13 protein-coding genes, 1 tRNA gene and 1 pseudogene are annotated in these 15,193 nt (G+C 74.3%); 13 read left to right on the forward strand and 2 right to left on the reverse strand.

Annotated elements, in window-relative coordinates:
- Nucleotides 1–68: 68 nt before the first annotated feature.
- The 5 genes and pseudogenes from IG69_RS0110185 to proB all read left to right on the forward strand — a co-directional run bounded on the left by IG69_RS0110185 (nucleotide 69) and on the right by proB (nucleotide 6,220).
- Nucleotides 69–2,888 (forward strand): Rne/Rng family ribonuclease, encoded by a 2,820-nt coding sequence (locus IG69_RS0110185; RefSeq protein ID WP_084696744.1) that lies wholly within the window; start codon nucleotides 69–71, stop codon nucleotides 2,886–2,888.
- Nucleotides 2,889–2,951: 63 nt separating this feature from the next.
- Nucleotides 2,952–3,152 (forward strand): annotated as a pseudogene (gene rplU / locus IG69_RS0110190) (50S ribosomal protein L21); the annotation flags it as partial.
- Nucleotides 3,153–3,189: 37 nt separating this feature from the next.
- Complete coding sequence (gene rpmA / locus IG69_RS0110195) at nucleotides 3,190–3,456, forward strand: 50S ribosomal protein L27 (protein WP_030528061.1); 267 nt, start codon at nucleotides 3,190–3,192, stop codon at nucleotides 3,454–3,456.
- A gap of 101 nt (nucleotides 3,457–3,557) precedes the next feature.
- Nucleotides 3,558–5,081: a GTPase ObgE gene (gene obgE / locus IG69_RS0110200; RefSeq protein ID WP_030528062.1), complete on the forward strand. Its 1,524-nt coding sequence runs from the start codon at nucleotides 3,558–3,560 to the stop codon at nucleotides 5,079–5,081.
- A 5-nt stretch (nucleotides 5,082–5,086) separates the two neighbouring features.
- A complete protein-coding gene (gene proB, locus IG69_RS0110205; protein WP_051750414.1) occupies nucleotides 5,087–6,220 on the forward strand; it encodes a glutamate 5-kinase in 1,134 nt (377 codons plus the stop codon).
- Nucleotides 6,221–6,349: 129 nt separating this feature from the next.
- Here proB and pdxY read toward each other — a convergent pair whose 3' ends face one another.
- Nucleotides 6,350–7,204 carry a pyridoxal kinase PdxY gene (gene pdxY, locus IG69_RS0110210; RefSeq protein ID WP_242525589.1) on the reverse strand — a complete coding sequence of 285 codons (855 nt, stop codon included), beginning with the start codon at nucleotides 7,202–7,204 and terminating at the stop codon, nucleotides 6,350–6,352.
- A 75-nt stretch (nucleotides 7,205–7,279) separates the two neighbouring features.
- On the opposite strand from pdxY, the gene IG69_RS0110215 reads away from it, so the two are divergent.
- Nucleotides 7,280–8,587: a glutamate-5-semialdehyde dehydrogenase gene (locus IG69_RS0110215; protein WP_030528065.1), complete on the forward strand. Its 1,308-nt coding sequence runs from the start codon at nucleotides 7,280–7,282 to the stop codon at nucleotides 8,585–8,587.
- Here the strand turns inward: IG69_RS0110215 and IG69_RS0110220 are convergent.
- Nucleotides 8,572–9,576, reverse strand: coding sequence for a glycosyltransferase family 2 protein (locus IG69_RS0110220; protein ID WP_051750415.1), 1,005 nt, complete (start codon nucleotides 9,574–9,576; stop codon nucleotides 8,572–8,574). The genes IG69_RS0110215 and IG69_RS0110220 overlap by 16 nt on opposite strands.
- Before the next feature lie 565 nt (nucleotides 9,577–10,141).
- Here IG69_RS0110220 and IG69_RS0110225 point away from each other — a divergent pair.
- The 7 genes from IG69_RS0110225 to katG all read left to right on the forward strand — a co-directional run bounded on the left by IG69_RS0110225 (nucleotide 10,142) and on the right by katG (nucleotide 15,099).
- On the forward strand, nucleotides 10,142–10,396 hold the full coding sequence (locus tag IG69_RS0110225; protein WP_030528067.1) for a hypothetical protein: 255 nt from the start codon (nucleotides 10,142–10,144) through the stop codon (nucleotides 10,394–10,396).
- 11 nt (nucleotides 10,397–10,407) lie between these two features.
- Nucleotides 10,408–10,992, forward strand: a complete 585-nt coding sequence (nadD, locus tag IG69_RS0110230; RefSeq protein WP_256437909.1) for a nicotinate-nucleotide adenylyltransferase — start codon at nucleotides 10,408–10,410, stop codon at nucleotides 10,990–10,992.
- Nucleotides 10,989–11,369 carry a ribosome silencing factor gene (rsfS, locus tag IG69_RS0110235; protein ID WP_030528069.1) on the forward strand — a complete coding sequence of 127 codons (381 nt, stop codon included), beginning with the start codon at nucleotides 10,989–10,991 and terminating at the stop codon, nucleotides 11,367–11,369. The genes nadD and rsfS overlap by 4 nt, the downstream gene beginning before the upstream one ends.
- The gene (locus tag IG69_RS0110240; protein WP_030528070.1) at nucleotides 11,366–12,025 is read left to right on the forward strand and encodes a histidine phosphatase family protein; all 660 of its coding nucleotides are present in this window, start codon (nucleotides 11,366–11,368) and stop codon (nucleotides 12,023–12,025) included. The genes rsfS and IG69_RS0110240 overlap by 4 nt, the downstream gene beginning before the upstream one ends.
- A gap of 67 nt (nucleotides 12,026–12,092) precedes the next feature.
- Nucleotides 12,093–12,165: transfer RNA gene (locus IG69_RS0110245), tRNA-Ala, on the forward strand.
- 250 nt (nucleotides 12,166–12,415) lie between these two features.
- Nucleotides 12,416–12,847, forward strand: a complete 432-nt coding sequence (locus IG69_RS0110250; RefSeq protein ID WP_030528071.1) for a Fur family transcriptional regulator — start codon at nucleotides 12,416–12,418, stop codon at nucleotides 12,845–12,847.
- A gap of 62 nt (nucleotides 12,848–12,909) precedes the next feature.
- On the forward strand, nucleotides 12,910–15,099 hold the full coding sequence (gene katG / locus IG69_RS0110255) for a catalase/peroxidase HPI (protein ID WP_030528072.1): 2,190 nt from the start codon (nucleotides 12,910–12,912) through the stop codon (nucleotides 15,097–15,099).
- The last annotated feature ends 94 nt before the right edge of the window (nucleotides 15,100–15,193 follow it).

The raw sequence follows: 15,193 nt of genomic DNA on the forward strand, positions 1-15,193 counted from the left end.
CCGGCGAGGAGCCGCCCCAGGGCGTCCCCGGTGTGGTCGACGGCCCGCGGGTGACGAAAGGGGCCGTCATGGCTTCCGAGACCGACCCGACCACCACCACCGACGCCGACGCGACGCCCGTCGAGGCGAGCAGCGGCGACGAGGCCGCCCAGGCGCCCGCGCCGAAGAAGCGGGCCCCGCGCAAGCGGGCCACGAAGAAGGCCGCCGCCCCGGAGCCGGCGCCCGCCGTCGAGGCGACGGACGCCGCCCCCGCCGCGGACGCCCCGGTTGACGCCCCCGCGGCCGCCGAGGACGAGGCCCCGGCCAAGCCCAAGCGCAAGGCCGCCGCCCGCAAGAAGACCTCGAAGAAGGCCGCGGCCGCGCAGACCCTCGACCTCGTCGTCGAGCCGGTCGCCGAGCCCCTGCCCGAGCTCGTCCCCGTCGAGGAGCCCGAGGAGGAGGACGCGGCCGCCGAGCCGACGGCCGAGGCGCCCGCCGCCGAGGAGCCCGCGCCCGCCGGCCCCGCCTTCGGCCTGGTCTTCCAGGCCCCCGAGGTCACGGTCGCCCCGCGCCGCCGCCGGGCCACCTCGCCCGCGCAGGCCCCGGCCGAGGCGCCCGCCGAGCGCGCCGAGGAGCCGGCCGAGACGGCCCCCGCCGCCGCCGAGCAGGCCTCCGACGAGACCACCGCCGAGCGTCCCGCCCCCGCCGACGCCACCGACGAGGGCGAGGGCGGCTCCCGCGGCCGCCGTCGTCGCGGTGGCCGCGGCCGCCGCGCCCGCGGCAAGGGCGAGGACGAGCAGGCGCCCGCCGCCGAGAAGGACACCGAGACCCCCGCCGCCGACGACGACGCCCCGGCCCGCGGTGGCCGCGGGGGTCGCCAGGCCGCCGACGACACCGAGGCCGAGGGCGACGGCGACTCCTCCTCGAGCCGCCGCCGTCGCCGCCGCCGCCGCGGGGGAGCGGGCGGCGAGGGCGACGACCCGCCCGGCACCGTCACCAAGGTCCGCGAGCCGCGCGCCGAGCGCGACGAGCCGACGGCCGTCAAGGGCTCGACCCGCCTCGAGGCCAAGAAGCAGCGCCGCCGCGAGGGCCGCGAGGCCGGCCGGCGCCGCACGATCATCACCGAGGCCGAGTTCCTCGCCCGCCGCGAGAGCGTCGAGCGGACGATGGTCGTCCGGGGCCGCGAGGGCCGCACCCAGATCGGGGTCCTCGAGGACGGCGTGCTCGTCGAGCACTACGTCTCCCGCGAGACCACCGCGTCGATGGCCGGCAACGTCTACCTCGGCCGCGTCCAGAACGTCCTGCCCTCGATGGAGGCCGCCTTCGTCGACATCGGCAAGGGCCGCAACGCCGTGCTCTACGCCGGCGAGGTCAACTGGGACGCCGCCGGGCTCGAGGTCAACCAGGCCAAGCGCATCGAGAACGCCCTCTCCTCCGGCGACACCGTCCTCGTCCAGGTGACCAAGGACCCGATCGGCCACAAGGGCGCGCGGCTCACCTCGCAGATCAGCCTGCCCGGCCGCTACGTCGTCTACGTGCCCGAGGGCTCGATGACGGGCATCTCGCGCAAGCTCCCCGACACCGAGCGCGCCCGCCTCAAGGCGATCCTCAAGGAGGTCGTGCCGGACGGCGCCGGCGTCATCGTCCGCACCGCCGCCGAGGGTGCCTCCGAGGCCGACCTCAAGGCCGACGTCGAGCGCCTCATGAAGCAGTGGGAGCGCATCGAGAAGAAGGCGGCGTCCGCCAAGGCGAAGAAGTCCGGCAGCGGGGGAGCGCCCGCGCTCCTGCACGGCGAGCCCGACCTCACCATCCGCGTCATCCGCGACGTCTTCACCGAGGACTTCTCCTCGCTCGTCGTCTCCGGCGAGAAGGCCTGGGGCGAGGTCAGCGAGTACGTCGAGGACGTCGCGCCCGACCTGGCCGCGCGCGTCTCGCGGTGGACCTCCGACGACGACGTCTTCGCGGCCCACCGCATCGACGAGCAGATCGCCAAGGCGATGGACCGTAAGGTCTGGCTGCCCTCGGGCGGCTCGCTCGTCATCGACCGCACCGAGGCGATGACCGTCGTCGACGTCAACACCGGCAAGTTCGTCGGCTCCGGGGGCAACCTCGAGGAGACGGTGACGAAGAACAACCTCGAGGCCGCCGAGGAGATCGTCCGCCAGCTCCGCTTGCGCGACATCGGCGGCATCATCGTCATCGACTTCATCGACATGGTGCTGGAGTCCAACCGCGACCTCGTGGTCCGGCGCCTGCTCGAGTGCCTCGGGCGCGACCGCACCAAGCACCAGGTCGCCGAGGTCACCTCCCTCGGCCTGGTCCAGATGACCCGCAAGCGCGTCGGCTCCGGCCTCATCGAGGTCTTCTCCGAGCAGTGCGAGCACTGCAGCGGGCGCGGCATCGTCGTCCACACCGAGCCGGTCGACCGCTCCGGCGGCGGCCACGGTGGCGGCAACGGCTCCGGCGGCGACTCCGGCCGCTCGTCGGGCCGCGGTCGCCGGGGCGGCAACGGGTCCTCGTCCGGTGGCTCCCCGCAGCCGGCGAAGGAGGCGCCCGCGCCCGAGCCCGCGCGCCCGGCCGGCGGCCCGACCGCCGCGCAGATCGCCGCGGCCGCCCACGCCGCCGCGCTCAAGCACACCGACCCGGCCGACGTCGCCACGGAGATCGCCGCCGAGGTGGCGGCCGTCACCGCGCCCGACGCCGACCCGCAGCCGGTGGCCGAGCAGCCCGCCGAGACCGCCCCGGTGGCCGAGGCGCCCGCGCCCGTCGCCGAGCCGGCCCCGGCGCCCGTCGTCGAGGCCCCGGCCGCCGCGCCGGCGCCGCGGACCCGGCGCAAGCGCGGACGCGTCGTCGCCCCGGCCGGCCCCCCGCCGGCGGCGGTCGAGGCCGCAGCCGACGGCGACGCCTGACCGAGCCCGGCAGGCACGACCCGGACCGCGGCGGGGGGGGCCCCCCGGTTTTGAGGGGGGCCCCCCCCGCTCCTCGTCGACGGTGGGACCGTCACGAGCGACGCCGCGAAGCTCGCCAAGGTCACCGTGACGGCCGAGGTCGTGAAGGCCGCCAAGGGCCCGAAGATCACGATCCTCAAGTACAAGAACAAGACCGGCTACCGGAAGCGCCAGGGCCACCGCCAGCCGCTCACCCAGGTCAAGATCACCGCGATCGACGCCTGAGCACCTCGCTCGGACCTCACGGACAGGAACCACAGACATGGCACACAAGAAGGGTGCGTCCTCGACCCGCAACGGTCGTGACTCCAACCCCCAGTACCTCGGCGTCAAGCGCTACGGCGGCCAGGTCGTCAAGGCCGGCGAGATCATCGTCCGCCAGCGCGGCACCCACTTCCACCCCGGCGACGGCGTCGGCCGTGGCGGCGACGACACGCTGTTCGCGCTCGTCCCGGGCGCGGTGACCTTCGGCACCAAGCGCGGCCGCAAGACCGTCAACATCACGCCGGTGGAGACCGTCGCGGTGTGACGCCTCGCCGGGCCCCCGGGCCCGGCACCACGCACCACCCGAGGGGCGGGCCGCGATCGGCCCGCCCCTCGTCGCATCCCACAGTCAGGAGCCCCACCGCGATGGCGACCTTCGTCGACCGCGTCGTCCTCCACGTCTCCGCCGGCAACGGTGGGCACGGGGTGGCATCCGTCAAGCGCGAGAAGTTCAAGCCGCTCGGCGGTCCCGACGGCGGCAACGGCGGCCGGGGTGGCTCCGTGGTCATCGCGGTCGACCCGCAGGCCACGACGCTCCTCGACTACCACCACACGCCGCACCGCCGGGCCGAGAACGGCAAGCCGGGGGCCGGTGACGAGCGCAACGGTGCCGACGGCGCCGACCTCGTCCTCTCCGTCCCCGAGGGCACCGTCGTCAAGGGCGCCGACGGCGAGGTGCTCGCCGACCTCGTCGGCTTCGACGCCACCTACGTCGTCGCCCGCGGCGGCCGCGGCGGCCTGGGCAACAAGGCGCTCGCCAGCGCCCGCCGCAAGGCGCCGGGCTTCGCGCTGCTCGGCGAGCCGGGGGAGGCCCTCGACGTCGTCCTCGAGCTCAAGTCGCTCGCCGACGTCGCGCTCATCGGCTTCCCGAGCGCCGGCAAGTCCTCGCTCGTCTCCGTCGTCTCGGCTGCCCGCCCCAAGATCGCCGACTACCCGTTCACGACGCTCGTGCCGAACCTCGGTGTCGTGACGGCCGGTTCGGAGCGCTACACGATCGCCGACGTCCCCGGCCTCATCCCCGGCGCGAGCGAGGGCAAGGGCCTCGGCCTGGAGTTCCTTCGCCACGTCGAGCGCTGCTCGGTGCTCGTCCACGTCGTCGACTGCGCCACCCTCGAGCCGGGCCGCGACCCGATGACCGACCTCGACGTCATCGAGGCCGAGCTCGCCGCGTACGTCTCCGACGACAGCCTCGGCGGCCGCCCGCTGTCCGAGCGCACGCGCATCGTCGTGCTCAACAAGGCCGACGTGCCCGAGGCCCGCGACCTCGCCGAGATGGTCAAGCCGATGCTCGAGGAGCGCGGCCTCGAGGTGTTCGTCGTCTCCGCCGTCGCCCACACCGGCCTGCGGGAGCTGACCTTCGCCCTCGCGCGCCACGTCGCGCAGGCCCGCGCCGAGCTCGAGGCCGCCGTCGTCGAGCGGCCGCGCGCCGTCATCCGCCCGAAGGCCGTCGACGACAGCGGCTTCCACGTGCGCCGCGAGGACACGCCGGAAGGCGAGGTCTTCCGCGTCCTCGGGGACCGGCCGACGCGCTGGGTGCGCCAGACCGACTTCTCCAACGACGAGGCCGTCGGCTACCTCGCCGACCGGCTGAGCCGGCTCGGGGTCGAGGAGGCGCTGCTCAAGGCCGGCGCCGTCTCGGGCTCGACCGTCCTCATCGGCCCGCTCGAGGACGCGGTCGTCTTCGACTGGGAGCCGACGATGGCGAGCGGCGCCGAGCTGCTGGCCGGCCCGCGCGGCACCGACGTGCGCTTCGAGGACTCCGGGCGCAAGACCCGCGCCGAGAAGCGCGACGAGTTCCACGGCCGCAAGGACGCGCAGACCGCGGCCCGCGACGAGCTCGCCGCCGAGCGCCGCGCCGGCCACTGGGCCACGGCCCGGGACGAGGACTGACGCCCGTGCCCGCCACCGCTGCCGCCGCCCTGCGCCGTGCCGTGGGGGCGGGCCGCCGCCTCGTCGTCAAGGTCGGCTCCTCGTCCCTGACGAGCGCCGACGGCGGGCGCCTCGACCTCGACGCGCTCGGGGCGCTCGTCGACGTCCTCGCCGGGCGCCGCGCCGCCGGGCACCAGGTCGTGCTCGTGTCCTCGGGCGCCATCGCCGCCGGTATCGGCCCGCTCGGGCTGGACCGGCGCCCCACCGACCTCGCGACCCAGCAGGCCGCCGCGTCGGTCGGCCAGGGTGCGCTCGTCGCGGCCTACCAGGCGGCCTTCGCGCGGCACGGCCTGACCGTGGGCCAGGTCCTGCTCACCGCCGACGACACGACCCGCCGCAGCCACTACACGAACGCCCGGCGCACCCTCGAGCGGCTGCTCGAGCTCGGCATCGTCCCGATCGTCAACGAGAACGACACGGTGGCCACGCAGGAGATCCGCTTCGGCGACAACGACCGCCTCGCCGCGGTCGTCGCCGACCTCGTGGGCGCCGACGGGCTCGTCCTCCTCACCGACGTCGACAGCCTCTACGACGGCCCGCCGTCGAAGGGCGGCTCGCAGCGGGTCCCGCTCGTCGCGACGGACGCCGACCTCGAGGCCGTGACGATCGGCGGCACCGGCTCGGCCGTCGGCAGCGGCGGGATGGTGACCAAGGTCGAGGCCGCGGGCATCGCCGGCGCCGCGGGCATCCCGACCCTCCTGACCCGGCTCGCCGACGTCGCCGCCGGCCTCGACGGCGCCGACGTGGGCACCGTCTTCGCGCCGGCCGCCGCGACGCGGGCCTCGCGCAAGCGTTGGCTGGCCCACGCCACGTCGGCCAAGGGGCGGCTGGTCATCGACGACGGCGCCGTCACCGCGGTGACCGAGCGGCGCACCTCGCTCCTGCCGGCCGGTATCACCGAGGTCGTCGGCTCGTTCGCCGCGGGCGACCCGGTCGACGTCTGCGCCACGGACGGCCGCGTCATCGCCCGCGGGCTCGTCACCTACGCCTCGACGGAGCTGCCGCGGCTGCTCGGCCGCTCGACGCGCGACCTCGCCCGCGAGCTCGGCCCGGGGTACGAGCGCGAGGTCGTCCACCGCGACGACCTCGTCGTCCTCTGACCCCACCTGTCGCACGCGTATCGGGTCACCCGATACGACCGCGCCGTACCCCGGAACCGTTCCGGGGTGAAGCGCAGCGGTATCGGGTCACCCGATACGCGTGAGGTCCGTGATGCGGCTGCGGACGCGTCAGCGGATGCGCTCGACCTCGAACTGCATCCGCGGGTGCGCGATCTCCTCCTGGCTCTGGACGAGCTGGAGCTCGCGCCGGCCGGAGTCGAGGGTGCGCTGCAGCAGGTCGAACACCGACGACACGGTGCGCCCGAGCGCGACGCCGGCGTCGCCGGTCTCGAGCAGGTGCGCCGTGAAGAGCGCCGCCGTCACGTCGCCCGACCCGTTGGCCTTGAGCGGCAGGTGCGGGGTGCGGACGATCCACGCGCCGTCCTCGTGCACCGCGAGCATCTCGATGGTGTCCTCGGGACGGTCGGGCCGCAGCACCGACGTGACGAGCACGGTCGAGGGGCCCATCGCCCGCGCGGCCTCGACGGAGGCCAGCGTGGAGTCGAGGTCGCCCGGCTCGGTCTCGGTGAGGAAGCCGAGCTCGAACTGGTTCGGCGTGATGAGGTCGGCCTGCGGGACGACCTTCTCGCGCAGCAGGACCGGGATGGCCGGGTGCACGAAGCAGCCCGACTTCGCGTTGCCCATGACCGGGTCGCAGGCGTAGATCGCCGAGGGGTTCGCGGCCTTGGTGCGCGCGACGGCGTCGAGGACGACCTCGCCGATCTGCTCGCCGCCCTGGTAGCCCGACAGCACCGCGTCGACCTCGCCGAGGGCCTCGCGCTCCTCGATGCCGGTGACGACCTCGCGGACGTCCTCCGGCGGCATGAGCGGGCCGCGCCACGCGCCGTAGCCGGTGTGGTTCGAGAAGTGCACCGTGTGGACGGGCCACACCTCGACGCCGAGCCGCTGCAGGGGGAACACCGCCGCGGAGTTGCCGACGTGGCCGTACGCGACGGAGGACTGGATGGACAGGATGGTCGTCACGCCCTCCATCCTGTCACCGTCCCGCCCGCCGGAAGTGCCGCGACCCCCGTCGGGGGCCGGGCCTACCCTTGGCGCATGTCCGACCGCACCGCCACCGGGGCCGACCAGGGGCCCAGCGCCGCCGACGTCGAGCAGGTCCGCGTCCTCGCCGAGGCCGCCCGCACCGCCTCCCGCCGCCTCGCCCTGCTCTCGCGCGCCGAGAAGGACGCCGCCCTCCACGCGCTCGCCGACGCCCTCGACGCCGCCACCGACGAGGTCGTCGCCGCCAACGAGCGCGACCTCGCCCGCGGGCGCGAGCACGGGATGCCCGAGAGCCTTCAGGACCGGCTGCGACTGGACCCCCCGCGCGTCGCGGCCGTCGCCCAGGCGCTGCGCGACATCGCCGCCCTGCCCGACCCGGTCGGCGAGGTCGTCCGCGGCTCGACGCTGGCCAACGGGCTGCAGATCCGCCAGGTGCGGGTGCCGATGGGTGTCGTCGGGATGATCTACGAGGCCCGGCCCAATGTCACCGTCGACGCCGCCGGCCTCGGCCTGAAGTCCGGCAACGCGGTCATCCTGCGGGGCGGCAGCGCCGCGGCCGAGACCAACCTGGCCACCGTCGCCGTCCTGCGGGCCGCGCTCGAGCGCCAGGGCCTGCCCGCCGACGCGGTCGCCCTGCTCGACGGCGGCCACTCGGTCGTCACCGCGCTGATGACGGCCCGCGGTCTCGTCGACCTGCTCATCCCGCGCGGCGGCGCCGACCTCATCCAGGCCGTCGTCACCGGCTCGACCGTGCCCGTCATCGAGACCGGCATCGGCAACTGCCACGTCTACGTCGACGCCGCCGCGGACCTCGACAAGGCCCTGGCCATCGCGGTCAACGCCAAGACGCACCGCCCGAGCGTCTGCAACGCGGCCGAGTCGCTGTTGGTCCACCGCGCCGTCGCCGACGCCTTCCTGCCCAAGGCGCTCGCCGCGCTCGCGGCCGAGGGGGTCGTGCTGCACACCGACGAGCGCGCCTCGGCCGGCGCGCGGGCGGCCGGGGTGGCCCACGACGCCGCCACGGACGAGCACTTCGCCACGGAGTTCCACGGCCTCGAGATGTCCGTCGGCGTCGTCGACGACCTCGATGCCGCGCTGACGCACATCCGCCGGTTCGGCTCCGGCCACACCGAGGCCATCGTCACCGAGGACCGCGGGGCCGCGCGTCGCTTCACCGCCGAGGTCGACGCCGCCGCGGTCATGGTCAACGCGAGCACCCGCTTCACCGACGGCGGCGAGTTCGGGTTCGGGGCCGAGATCGGCATCTCGACGCAGAAGCTGCACGCCCGCGGCCCGATGGCCCTGCCCGAGCTGACGTCCACCAAGTGGGTCGTCGAGGGGGACGGTCAGGTCCGCGTCTGACCCGAGGCCGCCGGGCGGGGGAGCGGATGCTCCTCGTCGCCGCGCGCGGCGTCCTGCTCGAGGCTGTCGTGCGCGACGAAGTACGCCGGGCGCGCCTGGAGCGCGGAGTAGGTCCGCCCCACGTACTCGCCGAGGATGCCGAGCGCGAGCAGCTGGACGGCGCCGACCGCCGCGACGATGACGACGGTCGAGGTCCAGCCGGGGAGGGTGTTGCCGAGCAGCATCGCGACGAGCGCGTAGACGAGGACGACGAGCGCGGCGAGGCCGCCGAGCAGCCCGAGCCACGTCGCGAAGCGCAGCGGGGCGATCGAGAAGCCGGTGACCGCGTCGACCGAGAGCCGGATCATCTTGGCCAGCGGGTACTTCGACTCGCCCGCTGCGCGAGCGGCCCGCCGGTAGCCGACCGAGGCGCTGGGGAAGCCGAGCGCCGGCACGACGAGGCGCAGCACCCGGTTGCCCTCGGGCAGGGCGTTGACCGCCTCGACGGTGGCGCGGGACATCAGCCGGAAGTCACCGGCGTCGACGTGCGCGTCGACGTCGGACAGAGCCCGGATGGAGCGGTAGAAGGCGCGGGCGGTCAGGCGCTTGAAGGCGGTGTCGCTCGAGCGGTCCTCACGCACGCCGTAGACGACGTCGACGCCCTCGGTGCGCGCCACGCGGAGCATCTCGCCGATCGTCTCGGGCGGGTCCTGGAGGTCGGCGTCGATCGTCACGACGTAGTCGCCGCGGGCCAGCGACAGCCCGGCGGAGATGGCGGCCTGGTGCCCGGAGTTGGCCCGCAGGCGCACGACGCGCAGCTGCGGCCACTCCCGGCGCAGGCGCTGGAGGAGGACCGGCGTGGCGTCGGTCGAGCCGTCGTCGACGCAGAGGACCTCGTAGGGGACGCCCCAGGACTCGGCGAGGGGGCGCAGCCGCTCGACGAACAGCGGCAGCACCTCCTGCTCGTCGTACATCGGCACGACGACCGTGAGGACGGGGGAGAGCGGCATGCCATTCAGGGTAGAGGCCGAGCCCGTGCGGGACCTGTGCCTCGCCGTGATCCGCCTGTGCGTGCGCGCGGAAGGCGAAGGGCCCCCGAGTATGAGATTCGGGGGCCCTGCGCCGACGGCCGTGCCGCCGGTCGGACTCGAGCCGGTCAGTCCCCACGGCGAACCGCACAGAGGTGCCACGCGACGGTGGCGCCGTCCCCGAGGGGACGGTCTTCGACTCCGGGCCGTCGGCCGCAGCACCCGCGCCGTCGCGCGCGGCATCCGTCCCCCGAGAGGTCCAGATGTTCCGGACCGGGAGGACCCGGACCGGGAACGGCGTGCCGTTATCCGATCGACCCACCCCCGGGACGGCCTCGGACCGTAGGCCTTGCCGGACCTCGGCCGCCGAAGGGGCGTGCGACTGTTCTAGTCCCCGGACGGGTGGGTGTGCAACCGCTTCGCCGGCCTTTCCGTCGGCGTCCCACCCCGCGGCCCCGTCGTCCACAGGCGGCGGTGCGGGGAGCGCCGCTCGTGCACACCCCTGTGGACGAAATCCGTGGACAACGGGGACGGTACGCTGTCCCTCATGTCGAGCACCGCGTTCCTGATCGCCGCCGAGGAAGCCCACCGCGAGCTCCCCATCCCGCCGTGGATGATCGGGATCATCGCGCTGCTCACCTTCGCCTTCCTCCTCGGGGTCACCTGGTCCTTCCGCGGGACGCACAACAAGTACGCCCGTCCCGAGTACGGCGACGGCACCCCCGCCGGCAGCCGCACGGCCGCCGGCGACGCCGGCGCGCACGAGGACACGCACTGGCCCGAGCACCCGGGGCACCACTGAGCGACCGCCCGGTGCGCCTCGGGGTGATGGGCGGGACGTTCGACCCCGTCCACCACGGCCACCTCGTCGCCGCCTCCGAGGTCCAGACGCTGCTCGGCCTCGACGAGGTCGTCTTCGTCCCCACCGGCCAGCCGTGGCAGAAGGACGCGCGGGAGGTCTCGCCCGCGGAGCACCGCTACCTCATGACCGTCGTGGCGACCGCCTCGAACCCCGGCTTCACCGTCTCCCGCGTCGACATCGACCGCGAGGGACCCACCTACACCGTCGACACCCTCCGTGACCTGCGGGCCCAGCGCCCCGACGCCGAGCTGTTCTTCATCACCGGCGCCGACGCCCTGGCCCAGATCCTGTCGTGGAAGGACGCGGACGAGCTCTTCGAGCTCGCCCACTTCGTCGGCGTGACGCGCCCCGGGTACGTCCTCAGCGAGCTGGGGCTGCCGGGGGAGCGCGTCACCCTCCAGGAGGTGCCCGCCATGGCCATCTCCTCCACCGACTGCCGGGACCGGGTCCGGGCCGGCCAGCCGGTCTGGTACCTCGTCCCCGACGGCGTCGTCCAGTACATCAGCAAGTACCACCTCTACCGAGGAGCACCGTGACCGCGTCCGACCGTTCGCTCGAGCTCGCGAAGGCGGCCGCCACCGCGGCCTCCGACAAGCTCGCGACCACCATCTCCGGCATCGACGTCTCCGAGCAGCTCGCGCTGACCGACGTCTTCGTCATCGTCTCCGCCGAGTCCGAGCGGCAGGTCGGCTCGATCGTCGACGAGGTCGAGGACGTCCTGCGCGAGCGCGGCGTCAAGCCGATCCGCCGCGAGGGCCAGCGCGAGGGCCGCTGGGTCCTCATCGACTTCGGCGACATCGTCGTCCACGTCCAGCACGACGAGGAGCGCGAGTTCTACGAGCTCGAGCGCCTCTGGCGCGACTGCCCCGCCCTCGACCTCGGTGTCGTCGGCACCGAGCAGGGCGGCCGGTGAGCCCGGACGGGCTCGGCCGGCGCCGGCTCGTCGTGCTGCGGCACGGCGAGACGACCCACAACGCCGCCGGCATCTGGCAGGGGCAGCTCGACAGCCCCCTGTCCGAGCTCGGTGAGCAGCAGGCCGCGGCGGTCGGGCCGGCCCTCGCGCCGCTGCGCCCCTCGCGCGTCGTCACCTCCGACCTCCAGCGCGCCCGGCGCACCGGCGAGAGCGTCGCGCGCGCGTGCGGCGTCCCGCTCGTCGAGGACGCCCGCTTCCGCGAGATCCACGCCGGCGCCTGGCAGGGCCTGACCAACGACCAGGTCACCGAGCGCTGGCCGGAGGAGCGCGCCGCCGTCCTGCGCGGCGAGGACGTCCCGCGCGGCGGCGACGGCGAGTCGATGGCCGACGTCGTCGCCCGCGTCGGTGAGGGCCTGCAGGCGCTCGTCGGCTCGATGGCGGCGGGGGAGTGCGTCGTCGTCTCGACCCACGGCGCCGCCGGTCGGGCGGCCGTCGCGTGGCTGCTCGGGCTCGAGCAGGAGCTCGCCTGGCGGGTGCTCGGCTCGCTCGGCAACTGTCACTGGGCCGAGCTCGTCGAGGGCCGCCAGGGCTGGCGGCTGCAGGCCTGGAACGCCTCCTCCGGGGCGCCGTCACGGCCCGGGACCTCGCCCCCGTGAGGCCGATTTGGGAGTGGGGCACCGCATCTGTAAACTTCACGACGCCCCCTCGGGGGAACACCCACTCGGGGCTGTAGCGCAGTTGGTAGCGCACCTCCATGGCATGGAGGGGGTCAGGGGTTCGAATCCCCTCAGCTCCACCGCACGACGTAGGGCCCGGCACGCTTTCCGCCGGGCCCTTTGTCGTGCGATCGAACGGAGTGATTCGAGGAGGAGCGAGGAACGAGCGACGGGGTCCCCTCAGCTCCACCAGTGGAACCAGGACGGGCCGGCGACATGCCGGCCCGTTCCTGCGTCTCCGGGCCGGTTCATCCGCCGGACGCGGGGCGTTCCCCGGAGCAGAACACGCTTGTCTTGACACGTTCAGGAAAAGTCGGCAGGGTGGCAGGCATGGCAGCCGACACGGACCTCCCCGGGATGCTCCGCGACGCCGGTCTGCGGGTCACCCGGCCGCGGCTCGAGGTCCTCGCCGCCGTCCACGCCCACCCGCACGCCGACACCGGAAGCATCCTGCGGGCCGTCCGCGGGCCGCTGCCCGCCGTGTCGCACCAGGCCGTCTACGACTCGCTGCACGCGCTGACGCAGGCCCGCCTCGTGCGCGCCTTCCAGCCCGCCGGCTCCGTCGCGCGCTACGAGGCGCGCGTCGGCGACAACCACCACCACGTCGTGTGCCGCACCTGCGGCGCCGTCGCCGACGTCGACTGCGCCGTCGGCGAGGCCCCCTGCCTCACGGCCGACGACGACCACGGCTTCGCGATCGACGAGGCCGAGGTCGTCTACTGGGGCACCTGCCCCGACTGCGCCGCGGCCCGGCCCGCCTGACCCCCGACCACCCGACCCGCACCAGCACCAGCACCACCCACCGAAACAGGAGATGGACTGACGTGACCGACCAGCAGCAGGGCGTGACCGCGCAGGGCAGCGAGAGCGAGAACCCGGCGATCGACGCTCCCACCCCGAAGAAGGGCGCCCCCCGCACCAACCAGGACTGGTGGCCCAACCTGCTCGACCTCTCGGTCCTGCACACCAACAGCCCGAAGGGCAACCCGCTCGGCGCCGACTTCGACTACGCGCAGGCCTTCTCCGGCCTCGACGTCGACGCGCTCAAGGCCGACCTCGTCCAGGTGATGCGCACCTCGCAGGACTGGTGGCCGGCCGACTACGGCCACTACGGCCCGCTCTTCATCCGGATGAGCTGGCACGCCGCCGGCACCTACCGGGTCGAGGACGGCCGCGGCGGTGGCGGGCGCGGCCAGCAGCGCTTCGCGCCCCTGAACTCCTGGCCGGACAACGCCAACCTCGACAAGGCCCGTCGCCTGCTGTGGCCGGTCAAGCAGAAGTACGGCCAGGCGGTCTCCTGGGCCGACCTGCTCGTCCTCGCCGGCAACGTCGCGCTTGAGGACATGGGCTTCGAGACCTTCGGCTTCGCCTTCGGCCGCACCGACGTCTGGGAGCCCGAGGAGGTCAACTGGGGCACCGAGGACACCTGGCTCGGCGACGAGCGCTACAGCGGCGAGCGCGAGCTCTCCAACCCCCTCGGCGCGGTCCAGATGGGCCTGATCTACGTCAACCCGGAGGGCCCCAACGGCGAGCCCGACCCGGTCAAGGCGGCCCGCGACATCCGTGAGACGTTCAAGCGGATGGCGATGAACGACGAGGAGACCGTTGCGCTCATCGCCGGCGGCCACACCTTCGGCAAGACCCACGGCGCGGGCGACCCCGACCTCGTCGGCACCGAGCCCAACGGCTGCCCGGTGCACGCGATGGGCCTGGGCTGGAAGAGCGAGTACGGCTCCGGCAAGGGCATGGACGCCATCACCTCGGGCCTCGAGGTCACGTGGACCCAGAAGCCGACCGAGTGGTCGAACCTCTACTTCGACAACCTCTTCGGCTACGAGTGGGAGCTCGTCAAGAGCCCGGCCGGTGCGTGGCAGTGGGAGGCCAAGGACGCCGAGAACTCGGTCCCGGACCCCGACGGCACGCCCGCGCGCCGCAAGCCGACGATGCTCACGACCGACCTGTCGCTGCGCTTCGACCCGGAGTACGAGAAGATCTCGCGGCGCTTCCACGAGAACTTCGAGGAGTTCCGCCTCGCCTTCGCCAAGGCCTGGTACAAGCTGCTCCACCGCGACATGGGCCCGGTCGACCGCTTCCTCGGCCCGTGGGTGCCCGAGGCGCAGCTCTGGCAGGACCCGGTGCCCGCCGCGTCCGGCGAGGCGCTGACCGACGCCGACATCGCGGACCTCAAGGAGGCCCTGCTCTCCTCCGGCCTCACGGTGCAGCAGCTCGTCAAGACGGCGTGGGCTTCCGCGGCCTCGTTCCGGAAGACCGACATGCGCGGCGGCGCGAACGGTGCCCGCATCGCCCTCGAGCCGGCGCGCTCGTGGGAGGTCAACGAGCCGGCCGAGCTCGCCTCGGTGCTCGAGGTGCTCGGTCGCGTCAAGAGCGACTTCGACGGCAAGGGCGGGCGCACCGTCTCGCTCGCCGACCTCATCGTGCTCGGCGGCTCCGCCGGCATCGAGAAGGCGGCGCGCGACGCCGGCCGCGAGCTCACCGTGCCGTTCACGCCGGGCCGCACCGACGCGACGCAGGAGCTGACCGACGTCGAGTCGTACTCCTACCTCGAGCCGCGTGCCGACGGCTTCCGCGGCTACCTGCGCCACGAGGAGAAGATCGCGCCGGAGGGGCTGCTGCTCGACCGCGCGAACGTCCTCGGGCTCTCGGCGCCGCAGATGGTCGCGCTCGTCGGTGGCCTGCGCGCCATCGGGGCGACGTACGGCAACACCTCGGTGGGCGTGCTGACCCAGCGCCCCGGGCAGCTGACCAACGACGTCCTCGCGGCGGTCCTCGAGCCGGGTGTCACGTGGAGCACCTCGCGCGACACCGCGAACGTCTACGACAGCAGCGACGGCCGCCAGGCGACCGCGGTCGAGCTCGTGCTCGGCTCGCACCCGCAGCTGCGGGCCATCGCCGAGGTCTACGGCAGCGCCGACGGCGAGCAGCGCTTCGTCGACGACTTCGTCGGCGCGTGGGTCCAGGTCATGGAGAACGACCGCTTCGACCTGCACCGCTGACCTGCGCCGCCGACCCCCACGGGGTCCCGCACGAACGCCGCGGCCCGGTCCTCCTGCACGGAGGGCCGGGCCGCGGTCGTGCGGGGGGCAGGGT

This window comes from Phycicoccus jejuensis (assembly GCF_000720925.1).
GTDB lineage: Bacteria > Actinomycetota > Actinomycetes > Actinomycetales > Dermatophilaceae > Phycicoccus > Phycicoccus jejuensis.